This is a genomic window from Variovorax sp. YR266 (assembly GCF_900107295.1).
Classification (GTDB): Bacteria; Pseudomonadota; Gammaproteobacteria; order Burkholderiales; family Burkholderiaceae_C; genus Variovorax.
Map to the genome: position 1 here is coordinate 308,945 of NZ_FNPM01000003.1, position 17,805 is coordinate 326,749.

Here is a 17,805-nt window from a genome sequence, read left to right on the forward strand (position 1 = left end):
TATGCGGGCCCGCGTGATGGGGTAAGCCCTTGGATGGCCCTCCAGACCGGCGCCGTTCAGAGGGCGGAACGCAAAAAAGCCGGCAGCGCGCACCCGAAAATGCGCGCCGCCGGCGTGGTTGGAGGCTGTCGTTCGTGCGCCCAAGCGCACCGATGGGGTGCTAGGGCAGGCGCCCTTCCTGGCGCAGCCGTGCGCCGATGCGCCGGATTTCGGCCTCGCCCTGGTCGAGCGTCGCCCGGCTGGTGTGCACCGAGTAGTGGCCCATTACCAGCTCGTGCGGGTGCTTCGCCGCCGAGCCCAGCACGAAGGACGTGTCGCCACGGGCCACGAAGTCGATGACCGCGCTCGACTCCTCGAACACCGCGAGCTCGCCGCTGCCGATCGGGCCGCCTCTGTCGTCGCCCGCTTCGAGCGCGCCTTCGTTGACCGCAACCCAGCCCACCGTGTGGCCGGCGGGCGGCACGTAGCTCCAGCGCTCGCCGTCTTTCAGCTGCACGGCCAGGTAGTTGATCGGAGCCGGTGCCGCGATGGCGCTCTGCGCCGCGCCGTAGCGCCCGAGCAGCACGCGCGCCGGGCCCTCCTGCGGCACCTGCGAGGGCGCGAGGTACATGCTTTGCGCCGGTGCGTTCTCTTCCGAGGCGGGCAGCGCCACCCACAGCTGGAAGCCGCGCACGCGCTTCACGCCCGGCGCGGGTCCGCCGGTGTGCCACACGCCGTTGCCGGCGCGCATCCATTCCACGCCGCCGCCGAGCAGCGTGCCTTGCTCGCCGGTCGTGTCCTCGTAGAGGGTGTCGCCCTCGATCAGATAAGTGAGCGTGGCAATGCCCGAGTGCGGGTGCAGGCCGAAGCCCTTGTGGCCGCCCGTGGTGTCGAAGCCGAAGAGGTCGAGGAACACGAAGGGCTTGAGAAACTCGCCCAGGTCGCCGGGGCTCATCAGCCGCACGATGCCGCCGTGCTGCGAACCGCGCGTGCGGTAGACGATGGCGCGGGCCAGCGTTTCGACAGCAGCGGTGGTCATACAGCCTCCCTCGCCGTCTTCAGCGCCTGAGCCCACCAGGCGATGTCGTCGAGCATGCCGGTGGCCGACTGCGCGAGGTGCGGGAAGTCATCAAAGCTCTTGCCCTGCTGCCAGATGCCGAGGAACTCCACCATGCCGATGTGCACGGCGTTGCGCACCGGCGCCATCTGCATCTCGACCGCAACCAGCCGCAGTTGCTCCACGGCCCGCGCCGCGCCCACGCCGCCGTAGCCCACGAAGCCGATCGGCTTGCGGATGAATTCCTTGTAGGCCCAGTCGATCGCGTTCTTCAGCACCGCGCTCGGGCCGTGGTTGTATTCGGGCGTGACGACGACCAGGCCGTCGAAGGTGGCCAGCTTGGCTTGCCAGCGCTGCGCGGCTTCGTTCTTCACCGGCCCCCAGGCCGGCGCGCCCGCCTCGTTGAAGAAGGGCAGCGGATGGTCGCGCAGGTCGACCAGCTCGAAGGCGAGGTCGGTGCGCTGCTTGGCGATCTCGTGGATCCATTGCGCGGGCTTCTCTCCGAAGCGGCCTTCGCGGGTCGAGCCGAGGATGATGCCGATGCGGGGTTGCTGCTGGGTCATGGGGTACTCCAAATAAAGTTGAAGAAGATGAAGAGGTCAGGCCGCCGTGACGGCCAGCCGGGGCACGGGTCGCAGGCGCCAGGCGACAAAGCCCGACAGCAGCGCCAGCACCATTGCCGGCGCGGGGTTGCCGCCAATCAGCACCAGGTGCGTGGCCACGCCGCAGACCATGGTCGCGGCCAGCAGCAGGCCACCGAAGAAGCCGGTTGCGGGCACGAGCAGCAGCAGCGCACCGCCGACCTCGACCAGGCCCGTCACGTAGCGGAACCACTGGCCGAAGCCGATCGCGTCGAACACCTGGACCATCTGCGGCACGCCGGCCAGCTTGGAAGCGCCGGCGGCGCCGAAAGCCAGCGCGAGCAGGATGCGAACGCCCCAGACGATGCGGCGCTGCATGGAAGAGGAAGTAGATGAAGAAGTCATGGGCATAAGGTTAGGCACGCACCCATTGATCGACTAGACGGTAGAGTCGGATTGCACTCGTCCAAAAATTGAAGGGATCAACCCGCCATGTTCGACCTCAACGACGTCGCCATGTTCGTGCAGGTGGTGCGCCACGGCAGCTTTGCCGAGGCGGCCCGGCGGCTGGGCCTGCCGCCCAACACCGTGAGCCGGCGCATCCAGCAGCTCGAATCGCAACTGGGCACGCGGCTGATGCAGCGCTCGACACGCAAGCTGACGCTGACCGGCGCCGGGCAGGATTTTCATGACCGGTGCGCGGGGCTGGTCGACGGGCTGGCTGCGGCCGGGCAGGCGCTGGTGGCCGGAGGCCAGGAGCCCAGCGGCCTCGTGCGGGTGGCGGCGCCGGCGGATTTTTTCGATTTCTTCCCGATGGAGTGGGTGTCCGACTTTCTGGCCGCGCATCCGCTGGTGAAGCTCGACTTCGTGCTCAGCGACGCGGCCGCCGACCTCATCGCGGAGCAGATCGACGTGGCCTTCCGCGGCGGCGTGCTGCGCGATTCGGGCTACATCGGCCGGCGGCTGGCCACCCGCAGCGGCGGCCTGCTGGCAAGCCCCGCCTACATCGCGCAACGCGGGGAGCCCACAACATTGCAGGAGCTGGCGGACCACGACTGCGTGACGCCACCGCACCCCAGCGGCCACACGATCTGGCGCCTCACGGGTCCCGGGGGCGTGGAAGAAGAAGTGCAGGTCACCGGCCGGTTCACCGGCAACACCGCCCAGGCACTGCGCAAGGCGGCGCTGGCCGGGCTCGGCATTGCGCAGCTGCCGCCGGCGATGGCGACGCGCGACGAACAGGAAGGGCGGCTGGTGCGGGTGCTGCCGCAGTACGAGTACACCGGCCGGGGGCTCAGCGTGGTCTACCCGAGCCGCAAGCATCTGCCGCTGGCGGTGTCGGCGTTCATTGACCTGGTGCTGGGCAAGCTCGACCAGATGGACATGCTGCAGGAGCTGCCGTCTTCCGGGAAGGCTCAGGGCCTTTTCGTTTCCACTGAAAATGCCACCCCATGAAAATCGAAAAAGACACCGTCGTCACCATCAAGTACAAGGTCTCCGACGCCCAGGGCAAGCTCATCGAAGCGAGCCCCGAGCCGATGGCCTACCTGCATGGCGGCTACGAGAACACGCTGCCCAAGATCGAGGAAGCCCTCGATGGCAAGGAAAAGGGCTACCAGACCGTGCTGAACCTCGCGCCCGAAGACGCCTTCGGCCAGCGTGACGAGACGCTGGTGCGCAGCATCCCCAAGACCGACTTTCCGCCGGGCGTGAAGGTCGGCGGCCAGTTGCAGGGCCGGCTCGACGACGGCACCGAGCATGTCTTCACCGTCATGAAAATCAAGGGCCCGGTCGTGCTGCTCGACGGCAACCATCCATGGGCCGGCAAGGCGCTGCGCTTCAGCCTGCAGGTGACGGATGTGCGTGCGGCGCTGCCGGTGGAAATCGAGCACCGGCATGTTCATGGGGCGCACGGGCACCATCACTGAGGCATAGCGGGCCATGGATTTCCCGGACGCTGCCAACGTATCCAGCATTTTCGGCGTCGTCGCGCCTTTGCTCATTGGGGCGGCTTTCCTGTGGGTTATCTGGCGCACCGAATCGCGCTATGTGCTGCTCAGTCGCCTGTGGCAGCTGGTTCACGGAAAGCAGGAAATCTCTGACCCGCAGATCCGCGAATTTGTCGACGAACAGACAAGCCTGATTTCATTCCGCATGTTTGCGGGTGTGCCCGTCGCCAGTCTGAACGAGGCACATCAGCTGATTGAGTGGACCAAGCTGAACGGGGTGCAGATGCGCACCTTGAGCGTTTGCGGAGACCTCTTCGATCCAGAACTTCGTCAAGTCAAGGTTCACAAGCTGCCATCAAGCTTTTCACAAGCTTGGAGGCTGATCGGATTCTTCACGGCCGTGGCGGTCGGCTGCGGCAGCTTGATGAGTCTTTTCGCGTCTCAACCGCTTCTCTCGCTGAAGAGCACGCAGAGATATTTCTGGGCAAGCCCTACCGAGGTGAAACCGCTCTGGCCCCTGGGAGCCGCAGCACTCGGAGTCAGCGACTGTTCGCAAGCCGCAAGTGCGAACGCGGCACGCACGACATTCAGCGAGCAGGAAGTCGGCATTCTTTGCGATGTTCTGAAATCGAAAACCATGCCCGAATTCACGAGGAAGGCATTGAGCGATCAGCGCTGGGCTCTGGTGATGTTAGTAGCGTTCTCCGTGTGGCTCTCATGGATCGGCCTGTTTGCATGGGCGGCCGGATTCGCGGCTCACAACTTGGCAAAGCGCCGCATTGACCCATCGCTCCCAGGTTCCCAGCTGAGCCTGGATCTGCCCATCTAGCTGCGCTTCTTCCAGAACCGCGGCGCATCCCCGATCTTCACCAGCGCCTTGTGGCAGGCCTTCGCGCCGGCTGCATGCCGCGCGGTGAACCATCCCACCGCAAACCACGCACGCGCATCGCGCGCGGTGGCCTCTCGGTACAGCGCGAGCGCGACGGCCTCGTCGTTGAACTCGCCCAGCGCATCCTGCGCGGGGCGCAGTGCTTTCAGGTAGCGCGCGACGGCGCTGCCGTCTTCCTTCTCGAACAGCGGCGCCACGAACTCGGCGAGGTAGCGCAGGCGCTTGAGCCGCTTGCGCACGCGGTGCTGGCTTTCGGTGTCGAGCGACTCGAAGCGCTCGCCGTCGCGCCGCACCTGTTTGTGCAGACGCTGCAGGCGTTTGCGCAGCAGGCGGCGCACGGCGTTGGCATTGATGGGCGCGGGTGCCGAAGGAACTGCCGGGCTGTCTTCGGTGGCGACGGTCGCCGGTGCTGCTTCTGCAGGCTCCGCCGCGGTAAAGCCGATCAGCGAAACAAGCACGTTCTGGAACGCCGGGGCACGCACGATGTCACCGGGCGATAGCGTGCTGGCCGCCGTGTCGCCGCCGGCCAGCGGATCGAAGTCCGGCGCGCCCGCCTCGCGCAGCCGGGGCTGCGCGAGCTTCACGACCTGTTCGCGATCACGCAATGCGCCCAGCGCGCGGAAGGCGTCGACCAGCGGCGGCTCCCATTCGGCCGTGTCGAACTGGCCCAGCTCCGGCAGCTCGCGCAACGCCGTGCGCAGCCGGCGGATGCCGATGCGCAGCTGGTGGATCTGCTCTTCATCGGTACTCCCCGCCGCGATCTCGCTGGCATTGGGCAGCATCTGCGCCAGGCACGATGCCACCACGGCCTGCTGCACGGCTCGCCCGTCGGGGTGCTGCGTGGCGAAGCGTGGCGCTTCGGCCTTCGCCGCTTCGACGGTCTCCTGCGCCGCGAGCAGGCGCGCGCCGCGCTCCGCCTTCGACACGGTGCTGAACCACAGCCCATGCTGCTGCGACCAGCGCCGCGCGAGCGACACAAGGCCCTGCACGTCGCCGCGCTTGAGTTCGAGCTCCAGCTCGCACACTGGTGATTCGCGCTGCTCGGGCGTGCCCGCGTGCGCGACGACCTTGCCGATGTCGAGCGCCATCTCCACCACAGCGCCGCCGGGCCCGGTGACGCGCACGTCGCGCGTGAGCCGCACGATGTCGGTCGATTGCCGCTCGACCAGCGGCGCGCCGCCCCCTTCGGCCAGCAGCTTCGAAAGCCGGTCGCCCACGGGCGTGCCCTGATGGCGCTGCGGATCGATCTGCGGCGCCGCAGCCGCCGTACCCAGGTCGACGTTGTGCTCCAGCCGGTGCAGCGCGTTGTCGCCGATGGCCTTCACGGTCTGCACCCAGCGCCGGCCTTCCTTGCGCAGCCGCAGCACCATGCCGTCGGCGGCGAGCCGCTGGTCGGCGGTGTCGAAGTAGCGGGCCTGCAGGCGCGTGCGCACGACGGCGCCACGCTTCAGGGCGGCTTCGACGGCCTTCAGGCGGTCGGCGGGAATGCAGAACTTGAACTCGATTTCCATGGGGGCCATGATGCCCCGTCTTTTTTCTCATGCGCAACGTCGCATCGGGTACTCCGGGGCACGCCGCCCTTGCCAACCGTTGCGAGCACGGGGATGGCTTCCTCGATTGCGAACAACCGGTTTAGCGTGGTTGCTCATCGGTCTGCAACTCCACCAGCGCCCGGTACAGTTGCTCGGCTGAGATCGGCTTGTGCAGCAGTGGAATACCGCTGGCCAGGGCTTCGCGCAGGCGCTCCGAGGCAGTGTCGCCGGTGATGATGAGGGCGGGTGTATGACGCCCCCCCTGCCGATGCAATTGCTGACGCAATTCAGTGATGGCGTGAGCCCCGGTGCGTGGCCCGCGCAGTCGATAGTCGCTGATGATGCATGCAGGGGGGTTTTGCAGGGCCAGCGGCAGTGCTTCCTCCAGGGATTCGGCGTTGTCGCAGGGGCAGCCCCAACTTTGCAGCAGGTGCGCCATGGCGCTGCGCACAGCGGCATCGTCGTCGATCACCAGTACCCGCATGGGTTGCAACTGCGGCCCTTTTTGTCGCGGAGGCGGCACGGGTGCTACCGACAGGGGTAGCTCCAGCCGGAACACGCTGCCCCGCTCAGGCTTGGATGACAAGGTCAGCCCATGGCCCATTGATCTCGCCAGTCCGTCGGCAATGGCCAGGCCGAGCCCCAGACCTTTGTGCCGGTCGCGCTCGGGGTTGCCCAGTTGGTGAAACTCCCGAAAGATGGCTTGCTGGTCGGCTGGCGCGATGCCTATGCCGGTGTCCCACACCTCGACGCTCACGGTGTGCCGGCGTTTTCGGCAGCTAACCAGCAGGCCGCCGCGCTGGGTATAGCGGATGGCGTTGGAGACCAGGTTGCGCACCACCATGCCGACCAGGATGGCATCGGATTGCACGGCAAGCCGGGTTTCCCGCGAGCGGTAGACCAGCCCCTTGGCATCGGCCAGCGGAGCGAAGTCGTTCTCGATCTGGTAGAGCAGGTCTTGCAGGAGAAAGGGTTGTATCTGGGGCTGCACGACACCGGCTTCGATGCGCGAAAAGTCCAGCAGGGTGTTGAGCATGTCGCTGGAGGCGCGCCAGGCCGACTGGGTGCTGACCAACACCTCGCTTTGATACGGTGACAGCGGGGTACGCGACAGCACGTCCAGAAACATGCCTTGGGCGTGGATCGGCTGGCGCAAGTCGTGGCTTGCGGCGGCCAGGAAACGCGACTTGGCCAGGTTAGCCTGTTCGGCCGCTTCTTTCTGGACATGCAGGCGTTCGGCCAGGTCAGCAATCTGGAAGCGAGCCCGCAACGATTCGGTCAGCTTGTCGTTGAGCGTCCGGGCAAAGCGCACCGCCAGCAGCGAATAGGCAAAAATCGTCAGGGCGACGGCCTGGTACAAGCGATTGCCAAGCATCAGGTTGCCCGCGACGGCACTCACCGCGCAGGGCAGGAAAAAGGCATGGAAGGTCGGCAGATGGATCGTCTGCGAAATCAGGGAGCTCGAGACCATGCCGGCCAGCATGAGGGTGACCAGCAAGCGGTGCTCAATGTCGCCGTACTGGAGCAAGCACAGAGCACCACCAGCCCACAGCAATCCCGAGGCGAGCGACAGGACCGTGTGCAGATGAATCCGGCGGCCCACCTCCGCTTCCGTAACGCTCTGGTGCCGCAGCCACCACCAGCATGCCAGGCGCACCAACGCGTGCCCAACCAGCAACCCGCTCCACACCAGCAGCACGGCCAGAGGAATAACCTCGTTCATCACCCACAGCAGTGCAGTGGCCACCAACAGGCTGCCAAGGACGATGAAGGGCACGTTGCTCTGCAACGTGATGAACTGATGCAACTGGATCTGGGATTCGGCCTTGGAAGACAGGGGCGAAGGAGCGGGAGACGGGTTCATCTAGGCAACCTTCGGAAACTACCAGGGCCTGCGCTGTTTCACGTTGAGGATTTGCTTGCGCAACGCCCCCTGTCCGCCCTCGGGCGGACAGGGGCCGTTGCGCAAGTCCGGTTAACCAATCAGCCCGTTTTGGCGTGCCGCAAACGTGGCCTGCGAGCGGCTGTTGACCCCCAGCAAGCCCAGGACCGCTTGCACATGTCCGCGCACGGTGAACTCCGACACCTGCAGGCGCCGGGCAATGAGCTTATTGGGCAGACCCTCGCACAGCAGGTCCAGCACCTCGCATTGGCGGGGGGTCAGCCGGGGCACGGTGGGCTTTGCCGGGGCGGTGCCGGCGAGGGGCGGCTGCTGCAGATGCGCCAGGGTTTGGCGAATCACTGAGATGATCTTGTCCGGGGTATCGCCCTTGGAGACGAAAGCCGCCGCGCCGCGTGCCAGGGCCTGGGCGATGGTGTCGGGCGTCGCGATGGAGGACAGCATCACCACCGGCACCTGTGGCCAGCGCTGCCGAAGCAGCCCCAGCCCCTCCAGTCCGTTGACACCCTGCAGCTGGATGTCGAGCAGCACCAGCGCGGGGGGCTCGTCCGTCGTGCGCACGGCTTGCTCCAGGGATGCCGCCTCCAATACCTCGACGTCGGCCATGCCCTGCAGCAAAACCAGACGCAGACCCGAGCGGAAAAGCGCGTGGTCGTCGATGAGCAGCAAATGCATAAGCGACATGCGCAAATTAAAACATTGGTTGCAAAGAGTTTCAATCAGTCAATATTGACTATATGCGGGCCGGTGCGCCCTGGGCAGCATGCAATTTTTTCATGCAAAAAACAGGGGCTATTTCTCCATGAACCACGCCTACCGCCTCGTCTGGAGCGACGCCGCCGCACGCTTCGTGCCTGCCCCCGAGACCGCCAAGGGGCGCGGCAAGTCGTCAGGCCGTGGCGCTGCCGTCGTGGCGCTCTGTGTGGCGCTGCTGGCCAGCGGCGCGTGGGCTGGCCCCAGCGGTGGCAGCGTAAGCGCCGGTAGCGGCAGCATCAGCCAGAGCGGCGCCACCACCACCATCACCCAGGCCAGCCAGAACCTGTCCATCAACTGGGCCAGCTTCGGCATTGCCGCCGGAGAACGCGTCAACTTCGTGCAGCCCGGTGCCAGCGCCATTGCGCTGAACCGGGTCGTTGGCTCCGAGTCCTCGGTCATCAACGGCAGCCTGAGCGCCAACGGTCAGGTGTGGATCCTCAACCCCAACGGCGTGCTGTTCGGCAGCACGGCCAGCGTCAACGTCGGTGGCCTGGTGGCCTCCACGCTGAGCCTGAGCGATGCCGACTTCCTGGCCGGCAAACGCAGTTTCAGCGCGAATGGAGGCCAGGGCACGGTGGTCAACCAGGGCAGCCTGACCGGCGGCTACGTGGCCCTCTTGGGCAAGCAGGCCGGCAACAGCGGCACCATCACCACCGCCAACGGCACGGCGGCACTGGCCGCGGGCGACAAGATCACGCTGGACTTCAGCGGCAGCAGGCTGCTGTCGGTGCAGGTGGACGAAGGCACCCTGAACGCCCTGGCCGAGAACAAGGGACTGATCCGCGCCGACAACGGCAAGGTGATCCTCACGGCCAGCGCCAAGGATGCGCTGCTGAACACGGTGGTCAACAACGAGGGCGTGATCGAAGCCAAGGGCATCGATGCCGCGGGCGGCACCATCCTCTTGCTGGGCGGCCTCAACGGCGGCACCGTCAAGGTGGCGGGCACGCTGGACGCCTCGGCCAGCGGCGCCCACGACGGCGGCTTCATCGAGACCAGCGGCGCGCATGTGCAGGTGGCCGGTGGGGCGAAGGTCGGCACGCTGTCGGAGACAGGCAAGACCGGCACCTGGCTGGTCGACCCGACCGACTTCACCGTCAGCGCCGGCAGCGCGGCCGGCACCACGAGCGGCATCGGCGCCGACACGCTGTCGGCCAACCTGGCAACGACCAACGTCACGCTGGCCACCGACAACAGCACGGGCACGGACAGCGGCGACATCAACGTCAACGCGGCAGTGAGCTGGGGGGCCAACACCACGCTGACGCTGAATGCGTACCACGACATCAACATCAATGCAGCCATCACTGCCACGGGCACCAGCGCCGGGTTGGTGCTCAACCACGGCAACTACGCCAGCACAGGAACGGTCACCAGCGGCACCGACTACAACGTGAAGGCGCCCATCACCTTGAGCGGTGCCAACGCCACGCTGGGCATCAATGGCACCAGCTACACGCTGATCCACAGCATGGCGCAGCTCGATGCCATTGACAGCACCGGCCTGGGCGGCAACTACGCGCTCGCGCAGGACCTCGATGCCGGCGGCATCACCTACACCAGTGCGCTGGTGGGCTCGGCCAGCACCCCCTTCAGCGGCCGCTTTGCAGGCCTGGGCCATGCCATCTCGAACCTGACCATCAGCGCCGGCAGCGCCGACTACGTGGGCCTGTTCGCGCAAAACTTCGGCACCCTCCGTGATCTGGGCCTGGTCGGCGGCAGTGTGTCGGGCGGCGACCGCGTCGGCGGCCTGGCAGGCTACAGCGGCGTCAGCGGCAGCATCAGCAACGCCTATGTCGCCGGCAGTGTTTCGGCAACTGGCGACGACGTCGGCGGGCTGGTGGGCCGGAACTACGGCACGATCAGCAGCTCTCATGCCACCGGCAGCGTTGCCGGAACCAGCGACAACGTCGGCGGGCTGGCGGGCTGGAACAGCGGCAGCATCAGCGACGCTTATGCCACGGCCAGCGTTTCGGCGGCCGGCTTCAACGCCGGCGGGCTGGTGGGCTGGAACGACGGCGGCACGATCAGCAACGCCTATGCCACCGGCAGCGTTTTGGCAACTGCCGGCTCCGCCGGCGGGCTGACGGGCACGAACGGCGGCAGCATCAACGACGCCTATGCCACCGGCAGCGTTTCAGGAGACACCGCCGTCGGCGGGCTGGCGGGCGTGAACGCTGGCAGCATCAGCAACGCCTATGCCACCGGCAGCGCCTCGGGAACCAGCTACGTCGGTGGGGTGGTGGGCTGGAACCTTGGCAGCATCAGCAACGCCTATGCCACCGGCAGCGTCTCGGGGGGCGCCAACGTTGGCGGGCTGGTGGGCTTGAACGACGGCAGCATCGGCAACGCCTACTGGGACAGCAGCACCACGGGCCAAGGCGCCGCGGTGGGTACGAACAGCGGCACGGTCACCAGCGTCAACGCTGTCACCAGCGGCACCGCCTATAGCCACGGCAGCTATACCAACCTCGGCACCTGGACCGAAACGGTTTCGGGCTCCGGCGTGTGGGTGGCCAAGGACGGCAGCGGCAACCCGCAGTGGGTGATGGTCGAAGGCGCGACCCGCCCGTTCCTGTACAGCGAGTACTCCACCAGCATCCGCAACGCCCACCAGCTGCAGCTGATGGCCTACAACCTCTCCGCCAGCTACAGCCTGGCCGCCGATGTCGACGCCAGCGAAACCGCCGGCGCCAACCCCAGCGGCATGTGGACCACGGCCGGCTTCTCGCCGGTGGGCAATGACACGGTGGCGTTCAGCGGCAGCCTGGACGGCCAAAGCCACACCATCACTGACCTGGTGATCAACCGCGGCACGACGTCGAAGGTCGGGCTGTTCGGCCAGGCCGGCAGCAGCAGCGTGATCCAAGGCGTCGGCCTGCTGGGCGGCAGAGTCACCGGCCGCGACGAGGTGGGCAGTCTGGTGGGCCACAACGAAGGCGGCATCAGCAATGCTTACGCCACGGGAACCGTCAGCGGGGCCAACAGTGTGGGCGGCCTGGTGGGCTTCAACTTCGGCGGCAGCATCAGTGGTGCCCACGCCACGGGTGCCGTCGATGGCTCCGGCAACGATGTCGGCGGCCTGGTGGGCCACAGCGCCGGCAGTGGCGGCAGCATCAGCGATGCCTACGCCACCGGCGCCGTCAATGGCACCGGCAACGATGTCGGTGGCCTGGTGGGCTACAACCGCGGCAGCATCAGCAATTCATACGCCACTGGTGCCGTCACCAGCGCGGGCAACCATGTCGGTGGACTTACGGGCCTTCTCGACCTTGGCAGCATCAGCAATGCATACGCCACGGGCGCTGTCAGCAGTTCCAACGCGGCTGGGGTCGTGGGCGGCCTGGTGGGCTACAACTCCCTCGGCAGCATCGGCAACGCCCATGCCACGGGAGCTGTCAGCGGTGTCGCCTCCTTGGGCGGCCTGGTGGGCTACAACTACAGCGGCAGCATCAGCGATGCCTACGCCACGGGTAACGTCAGTGGTTCCGGCATCAATGTCGGTGGCCTCGTGGGCCTCAACGACGGCAGCATCGGCGCCGCCCACGCCACGGGGGCCGTCAGCGGGACCACCGCGGTGGGCGGCTTGGTGGGCCGCAACAGCGGCAGCATCGGCAGTTCCTACGCCATCGGCACCGCCACGGGCACGGACGACGTGGGCGGGCTGGTGGGCTTCAACTTCAGCGGCACCAACAGCATCAACAATGTCTACGCCATGGGCGCCGTCAGTGCGTCCAATGACTATGCCGGCGGTCTGGTGGGCCGAAGCGGCGCTGGCAGCATCAGCAATGCCTACGCCACCGGGGCCGTCAGTGCGTCCAATGCCTATGCAGGCGGCCTGATGGGCTGGAATGCCGGGAGCGTCCTCAACACCTACGCCACCGGCGCCGTCAGCAGCTCCGGCGTTCTGGGCAGCCTGGTGGGCCACAACGCCGGCAGCATCACGGCATCGTTCTGGCTCGGTGCGGGCAACACTGGCGTTGGCACCCAAGCGGGGTCGGTCGATGCGCTGACGCGCGGCCTGAGCGGCAGCGAAGCCACCAGCGCCAGCATCTACAGCGCCGCCGGCTGGGACATCGCCACCACCGGCGGCACCAGCGCGGTGTGGCGCATCTACGAGGGCAACACCATGCCCTTGCTGCGCAGCTTCCTGACCGCGCTGACCGTCACGGCCGGCAACGTCAGCAAGACCTATGACGGCACGACCAGCTTCAGCAGCAGCTACACCCTCAGCGATCCAGGTGCCAACACCGGCCTCATCTTGGGGACCGCGAGCTACGACACCAGCAGCAAGAATGTGGGCAGTTACGCCATCACCGTCGGCGGCCTGTATTCCAGCCAGCAGGGCTACGACCTGATTTCAGCGGGTACGGCCAGCATCACCGCCGCCACGCTGACCGTCAGCGGCGCGACTGCGGCCGACAAGACCTATGACGGCACGACTGCCGCCACGGTCAGCGGCGGCAGTTTGAGCGGCCTGGTCGGCGGCGACACCGTGGCGCTGAGCCAGAGCGGCAGCTTCAGCGACAAGAACGCCGGCACCGGCAAGACCGTCACCGAGACTTTCGCCATCAGCGGCAGCGACGCCGGCAACTACGTGCTGGCCAGCAGCAGCGGCACGACCACGGCAAACATCAATGCCGCCACGCTGACCGTCAGCGGCGCGACTGCGGCCGACAAGACCTATGACGGCACGACTGCCGCCACGGTCAGCGGCGGCAGTTTGAGCGGCCTGGTCGGCGGCGACGCGGTGACACTCAGCCAGAGCGGCAGCTTCAGCGACAAGAACGCCGGCACCGGCAAGACTGTCACCGAGACTTTCGCCATCAGCGGCAGCGATGCCGGCAACTACGTGCTGGCCAGCAACAGCGCCACCACCACGGCCAGCATCACCGCCGCCGCGTTGACGGTCACCGCCAACAACGACAGCCGCGTCGCCGACGGCAGTGCCTACAGCGGCGGCAATGGCGTCAGCTACAGCGGCTTCGTCAATGGCGAGACCGCAAGCGTGCTCAATGGCAGGCTGGTCTATGGCGGCAGCGCCCAGGGCGCCACCGCGGCCGGCAGCTACAGCATCGCGGCCGGCGGGCTGAGCTCGGGCAATTACACGCTGAGCTATGTCGACGGTGCGCTGGTGATCAGCGCGGCGGCGCCCAGCCCCGCTCCGTCGAGCCCCGCTCCGTCGAGCCCCGTGCCGTTGAGCCCCGTGCCGTCGAGCGCCAACCCGTCGCTTGGCGATGCGCAGCAGCGCGCAGTGGCCAGCCTGGCCGACTGGCCGAAGCCGCCGGCCAATCCGCACGAGCCGCTGCGCATCGAGTATTGCGGTCTGAACATGGACCAACCCGCGACCGACTTCTTCACCCGCAACGAGAACAAGCTTTCATGCATGTCACGCCTCGAATCCCGCTGAGCCTGCTTTCTATCGCCCTGGCTCTGGTTCCCACCATCGCCGTCGGCCAGGTCCGCACGCTCCCCGATGCCGGCCAGATCCTGCAGGAACCCCGTGCTCCGCAGCCGATCCCCAGCACCGGAGCTCCGGCCCTGACCATCGACAAGCCCGGCGCCGGTAGCGTGGCCGAGGGCGGTGCCCAGGTTCGCGTGGTGGCCATCCACTTCAGCGGCAACACCGCCTTCGGCAGCGCCGCCCTGGAAAGCCTGCTGGCCGACGCCATCGGCAAGGAACAGACCTTTGCCGACCTCAGCCGCCTGGCCGCGCGCGTGACGCGGCATTACCGGGAGGCGGGCTATCTTGTCGCCCGGGCCTACCTGCCGGCGCAAGAGCTCAAGAACGGCGTGCTCGACATCGCCGTGCTGGAGGGCAACCTGGGCCAGGTCAGCATCACCAACAACGCCGGCCTCAAGGACTCGGCCCTTGCTCCCTTGAGCGCCCTGCCGCTGAACGCCCCGGTGCAAGCCCAAAGCCTGGACCGCACCCTGCTCACACTGTCGGACCTGCCGGGCACCCGCGTGCAGTCCACTCTGCGCCCGGGCACGACCGTGGGGGCATCGGACCTGCTGGTGGAGGTGGACAAGACCCGCGCCATCCAGGGCATTGCCGATATCGACAACTTCGGCAGCACCTACACCGGGCAGTACCGCGTGGGCACCAGCCTGTACTGGAACAATCCGCTGGACCGGGGCGACCAGATGAGCTTGCGGCTGCAGGCCAGCAACACCAGCATGCACTACGCGCGCCTGGGCTACCAGCTGCCGCTGGGCGCCAGCGGCACGCGCGTGGGCGTGGCCGTGTCGCACCTCGACTATCGCCTGGGCAAGGACTTTGCGGCACTGGATGCCGACGGCAAGGCCGATACCGTCAGCCTGTATGTGCGCCAGCCCTTGCTGCGCAGCCTGGAGAACAACTGGTATGCCCAGCTCCAGGTGGACGCCAAGAATCTGCGCGACACCGTGGGCAGCACCGCCACCACGTCGGTGCACCAGCTGCGCAATGTCGTGCTGGGGCTGAACGGCGACTGGCAGGATACGCTGGGTGGTGCTGCCGGCAACAGCCTGGCCGTGAACCTGACCACCGGCCAACTGCGGCTGGACAATGACAGCCTGGCGCAAGACGCGGCCAGCACCCAAAGCGCCGGGCACTTCAGCAAGCTGAACTACCAGTTGCAACGCGTGCAGGCCTTGCGCCCCAACTGGTCGCTGGTACTCAACCTCGGCGGCCAGATGGCCGACAGGAACCTGGCTTCGGCGGAGAAATTCAGCCTGGGCGGCAACAACGGAGTGCGGGCCTATGCGCAAGGCGAGGCCCTTGGCGACGCAGGCTGGCTGGCCAGTGCGGCCCTGCGCTGGCAGCCCGCGCCGGGCTGGCAACTGCAAGCTTTCTACGACGCGGGAGGCGTGCAGCTCAACCACCGTGCCTGGAACCGGACCGGCAGCACCAGCAACCGTGCGCATCTGGCCGGCGCCGGTCTGGGCGTGGGCTGGGCGACGGACAAGTTGGCGTTCTCGCTCACCTCTGCCTGGGCCACCGAGGGCCGGGCCAGCGATGGCCGCCGCGGCGCGCGGCTGTGGGCGCAGGCGACCGTGGCTTTCTGAATGCTCGCCTGGAAAAAAGATGTGGACGCCGTCCATTTTCTTTGATATCTTTTGTGGACGGTGTACACAAGACACCGCGAAACACCTCCACATCCATCCATCCACCGATACAGGACGACACCATGGCCACCAAGCAGATCTTCGTGAACCTCCCCGTCAAGAACCTCGAGAAGACCAAGACCTTCTTCGCCGCGCTGGGCTACACCTTCAACGAGCAGTTCACCGACGCCAATGCCGCATGCATGGTCGTCCAGAAGGACAGCATCCACGTCATGCTGCTGGTCGAGGAGTTCTTCAAGACCTTCACCACCAAGAGCCTCACCGACACGTCGAAGAGCACCGAAGTGCTGCTGTGCCTCTCGTGCGAGAGCCGCGCCGAAGTCGACGAGCTGGTGGCCAAGGCAAAGGCGGCCGGAGGCACCATCCCGGGCGAGCCGAAGGACTACGGCTTCATGTACGGCCACGGCTTCCAGGACATCGACGGCCACCTGTGGGAGCTGGTGTACATGGACCCGAACGCCGCCGTGACACACCAGAACCCGTGATGTAACGCCACGCCGCTGAAGAACCAGAGCGATGCCCATCGTTCCATACGCGCTCTTCACTGTTGCACGGAAGGCCTCTACCGGAAGGCGGCGGCGCCCCGATATTCCATCCACTGGCGCGGCATCATCGGCCGCGCCCCATATGGAAAGGAATATCGAAATGTCTGACAACAACAAGGGCCCCGTCGTCCAGGTCAAGCCACTCGGCTTCCCGTGGCAGACGATCGACCCGTTCCTGTTCTGCGTCTACCACGACGACGCCTACCCGAAGGCCAACGGCCAGATGGGCCCCGAGGCCTCGCTGGCCGGTCGCCAGATCGGCCAGGACTTCAGCCGCAAGGACGGCTGGAGCATGTACCACGGCGACACGGTGCCGGGCTTTCCCTCGCACCCGCACCGCGGCTTCGAAACCGTGACCATCGTGCGCAAGGGCCTGGTCGATCATTCCGACTCGCTGGGCGCCACCGCGCGCTTCGGCGGCGGCGACGTGCAGTGGCTCACGGCCGGCAAGGGCATCGTGCACTCTGAAATGTTCCCGCTGCTCGACGCCGGCGCGCCGAACCCGCTGGAGCTGTTCCAGATCTGGCTCAACCTGCCAGCCAGGAGCAAGATGGCCGAGCCGCACTTCACGATGTTCTGGTCCGACGCCATTCCGCGTTTCGCCTCCGACGATGCGAAGGGCGGCCGCACCGAGGTTGCAGTCATCGCGGGCCGGCTCGGCGACGCCGCCAGCGGACAGGACCCGATCCAGCCGCTGGCGCCGCCGCCCGACTCATGGGCTGCCCAGGCCGACGCCGACGTGGCGATCTGGACGCTGAAGATGACGCCCGGCGCGCAATGGACGCTGCCGGCCGCCACGGGCGAAGGCACGCGGCGCATGCTGTACTTCTTCAAGGGAGTGGTGGCGCACATTGCCGGCGAGCGCGTGGAAGGCCCGGCCGCTGTCGAGCTGCGCGCGGATGCGGCCGTCGAGATCGTCAACGGCAACGACGAGACGAGCGAGTTCCTGGTGTTGCAGGGCCGCCCGATCGCCGAGCCGGTGGCGCAGTACGGCCCCTTCGTGATGAACACGCAGGCCGAGATCAGCCAGACCATGGCCGACTACCGCCGCACGCAGTTCGGTGGCTGGCCGTGGGACGATCCGGCGCCGGTGCACGACCGCGAGGCCGCGCGCTTTGCGCGGCACCCCGGCGGCCACGAAGAAGTGCCGGGAGCCTGAGCAAAAAAAAGACGTTCTTCGTCAGAACGTCTTGATCACCTCGATGCTGGGGGCCGTCATGCTGGGCACGAACTCGGTCACGTCGGCGCGCGCCACGCCGCCCTGCACGAACGGATCGCGCGCCAGCACGGCCTCCAGCCCTTCACGGTCGCCCGACCGGGCGAGGATCACGCCACCCGTGCGCGGCACCTGGCGGCCCGAAGCCACGAACAGCCCGCTTTCGTAGTGCTTCCTCAACCAGACCATGTGCGGGTCCATCAGCGCGTCGACTTCTTCGAGCGGGCGGATGTAGGTGAGGGTGACGATGAACATGGGCAGGGCTGCGGTGAATTCGGAAGCCCCGATCCT

The 17,805-nt window shown here is 67.0% G+C and carries 14 protein-coding genes; 7 read left to right on the plus strand and 7 right to left on the minus strand.

What is annotated here, in order from left to right; genetic code table 11:
* Window positions 1-160: 160 nt before the first annotated feature.
* From BLW48_RS10625 to BLW48_RS10635, 3 genes are read right to left on the minus strand one after another with little or no spacing between them, the layout of a single operon-like run.
* Window positions 161-1,018, minus strand: a complete 858-nt coding sequence (locus tag BLW48_RS10625; RefSeq protein ID WP_093174535.1) for a pirin family protein — start codon at window positions 1,016-1,018, stop codon at window positions 161-163.
* Complete coding sequence (locus BLW48_RS10630; RefSeq protein WP_093174537.1) at window positions 1,015-1,599, minus strand: NADPH-dependent FMN reductase; 585 nt, start codon at window positions 1,597-1,599, stop codon at window positions 1,015-1,017. Before BLW48_RS10630 ends, BLW48_RS10625 begins: the two co-directional genes overlap by 4 nt.
* A 36-nt stretch (window positions 1,600-1,635) precedes the next feature.
* Complete coding sequence (locus BLW48_RS10635) at window positions 1,636-2,022, minus strand: DoxX family protein (protein WP_093174915.1); 387 nt, start codon at window positions 2,020-2,022, stop codon at window positions 1,636-1,638.
* Between the two features lie 87 nt (window positions 2,023-2,109).
* Here BLW48_RS10635 and BLW48_RS10640 point away from each other — a divergent pair, with 87 nt between their 5' ends.
* The 3 genes from BLW48_RS10640 to BLW48_RS10650 are packed head-to-tail and all read left to right on the plus strand — an operon-like array spanning window position 2,110 to window position 4,395.
* Window positions 2,110-3,072, plus strand: a complete 963-nt coding sequence (locus BLW48_RS10640) for a LysR family transcriptional regulator (RefSeq protein WP_093174539.1) — start codon at window positions 2,110-2,112, stop codon at window positions 3,070-3,072.
* On the plus strand, window positions 3,069-3,545 hold the full coding sequence (locus tag BLW48_RS10645; protein ID WP_093055094.1) for an FKBP-type peptidyl-prolyl cis-trans isomerase: 477 nt from the start codon (window positions 3,069-3,071) through the stop codon (window positions 3,543-3,545). The genes BLW48_RS10640 and BLW48_RS10645 overlap by 4 nt, the downstream gene beginning before the upstream one ends.
* A gap of 13 nt (window positions 3,546-3,558) precedes the next feature.
* Entirely contained in the window at window positions 3,559-4,395 is an 837-nt protein-coding gene (locus BLW48_RS10650; RefSeq protein ID WP_093174541.1) for a DUF6216 family protein, read from the plus strand.
* On the opposite strand, the gene BLW48_RS10655 is transcribed toward BLW48_RS10650, so the two are convergent.
* From BLW48_RS10655 to BLW48_RS10665, 3 genes are all read right to left on the minus strand, one after another.
* Window positions 4,392-5,975, minus strand: coding sequence for a CYTH and CHAD domain-containing protein (locus BLW48_RS10655; RefSeq protein ID WP_093174543.1), 1,584 nt, complete (start codon window positions 5,973-5,975; stop codon window positions 4,392-4,394). The two genes, BLW48_RS10650 and BLW48_RS10655, sit on opposite strands and share 4 nt — an antisense overlap.
* Window positions 5,976-6,087: 112 nt before the next feature.
* Window positions 6,088-7,851 carry an ATP-binding response regulator gene (locus BLW48_RS10660; protein ID WP_256330750.1) on the minus strand — a complete coding sequence of 588 codons (1,764 nt, stop codon included), beginning with the start codon at window positions 7,849-7,851 and terminating at the stop codon, window positions 6,088-6,090.
* 111 nt (window positions 7,852-7,962) lie between these two features.
* Complete coding sequence (locus tag BLW48_RS10665; RefSeq protein WP_256216731.1) at window positions 7,963-8,562, minus strand: response regulator transcription factor; 600 nt, start codon at window positions 8,560-8,562, stop codon at window positions 7,963-7,965.
* Between the two features lie 127 nt (window positions 8,563-8,689).
* Between BLW48_RS10665 and BLW48_RS10670 the strand changes: the two genes are divergently transcribed.
* The 4 genes from BLW48_RS10670 (at window position 8,690) to BLW48_RS10685 (ending at window position 17,457) form a co-directional block, all read left to right on the plus strand.
* On the plus strand, window positions 8,690-14,053 hold the full coding sequence (locus BLW48_RS10670) for a beta strand repeat-containing protein (RefSeq protein ID WP_177142312.1): 5,364 nt from the start codon (window positions 8,690-8,692) through the stop codon (window positions 14,051-14,053).
* The gene (locus BLW48_RS10675) at window positions 14,026-15,693 is read left to right on the plus strand and encodes a ShlB/FhaC/HecB family hemolysin secretion/activation protein (protein ID WP_093174547.1); all 1,668 of its coding nucleotides are present in this window, start codon (window positions 14,026-14,028) and stop codon (window positions 15,691-15,693) included. The genes BLW48_RS10670 and BLW48_RS10675 overlap by 28 nt, the downstream gene beginning before the upstream one ends.
* 122 nt (window positions 15,694-15,815) lie before the next feature.
* Entirely contained in the window at window positions 15,816-16,238 is a 423-nt protein-coding gene (locus BLW48_RS10680; RefSeq protein WP_093174549.1) for a VOC family protein, read from the plus strand.
* A 160-nt stretch (window positions 16,239-16,398) separates the two neighbouring features.
* On the plus strand, window positions 16,399-17,457 hold the full coding sequence (locus BLW48_RS10685; RefSeq protein WP_218137502.1) for a pirin family protein: 1,059 nt from the start codon (window positions 16,399-16,401) through the stop codon (window positions 17,455-17,457).
* Window positions 17,458-17,478: 21 nt separating this feature from the next.
* Here the strand turns inward: BLW48_RS10685 and BLW48_RS10690 are convergent, their stop codons facing one another.
* Window positions 17,479-17,769 (minus strand): YciI family protein, encoded by a 291-nt coding sequence (locus BLW48_RS10690; protein ID WP_093055086.1) that lies wholly within the window; start codon window positions 17,767-17,769, stop codon window positions 17,479-17,481.
* Between the last annotated feature and the right edge of the window lie 36 nt (window positions 17,770-17,805).

Coding starts and splice junctions, on each gene's coding strand:
- BLW48_RS10625 (WP_093174535.1), bottom strand. CDS start 1,018: ATGACCACCGCTGCTGTCGAAACGCTGGCCCGCGCCATCGTCTACCGC.
- BLW48_RS10630 (WP_093174537.1), bottom strand. CDS start 1,599: ATGACCCAGCAGCAACCCCGCATCGGCATCATCCTCGGCTCGACCCGC.
- BLW48_RS10635 (WP_093174915.1), bottom strand. CDS start 2,022: ATGACTTCTTCATCTACTTCCTCTTCCATGCAGCGCCGCATCGTCTGG.
- BLW48_RS10640 (WP_093174539.1), top strand. CDS start 2,110: ATGTTCGACCTCAACGACGTCGCCATGTTCGTGCAGGTGGTGCGCCAC.
- BLW48_RS10645 (WP_093055094.1), top strand. CDS start 3,069: ATGAAAATCGAAAAAGACACCGTCGTCACCATCAAGTACAAGGTCTCC.
- BLW48_RS10650 (WP_093174541.1), top strand. CDS start 3,559: ATGGATTTCCCGGACGCTGCCAACGTATCCAGCATTTTCGGCGTCGTC.
- BLW48_RS10655 (WP_093174543.1), bottom strand. CDS start 5,975: ATGGCCCCCATGGAAATCGAGTTCAAGTTCTGCATTCCCGCCGACCGC.
- BLW48_RS10660 (WP_256330750.1), bottom strand. CDS start 7,851: ATGAACCCGTCTCCCGCTCCTTCGCCCCTGTCTTCCAAGGCCGAATCC.
- BLW48_RS10665 (WP_256216731.1), bottom strand. CDS start 8,562: ATGCATTTGCTGCTCATCGACGACCACGCGCTTTTCCGCTCGGGTCTG.
- BLW48_RS10670 (WP_177142312.1), top strand. CDS start 8,690: ATGAACCACGCCTACCGCCTCGTCTGGAGCGACGCCGCCGCACGCTTC.
- BLW48_RS10675 (WP_093174547.1), top strand. CDS start 14,026: ATGCATGTCACGCCTCGAATCCCGCTGAGCCTGCTTTCTATCGCCCTG.
- BLW48_RS10680 (WP_093174549.1), top strand. CDS start 15,816: ATGGCCACCAAGCAGATCTTCGTGAACCTCCCCGTCAAGAACCTCGAG.
- BLW48_RS10685 (WP_218137502.1), top strand. CDS start 16,399: ATGTCTGACAACAACAAGGGCCCCGTCGTCCAGGTCAAGCCACTCGGC.
- BLW48_RS10690 (WP_093055086.1), bottom strand. CDS start 17,769: ATGTTCATCGTCACCCTCACCTACATCCGCCCGCTCGAAGAAGTCGAC.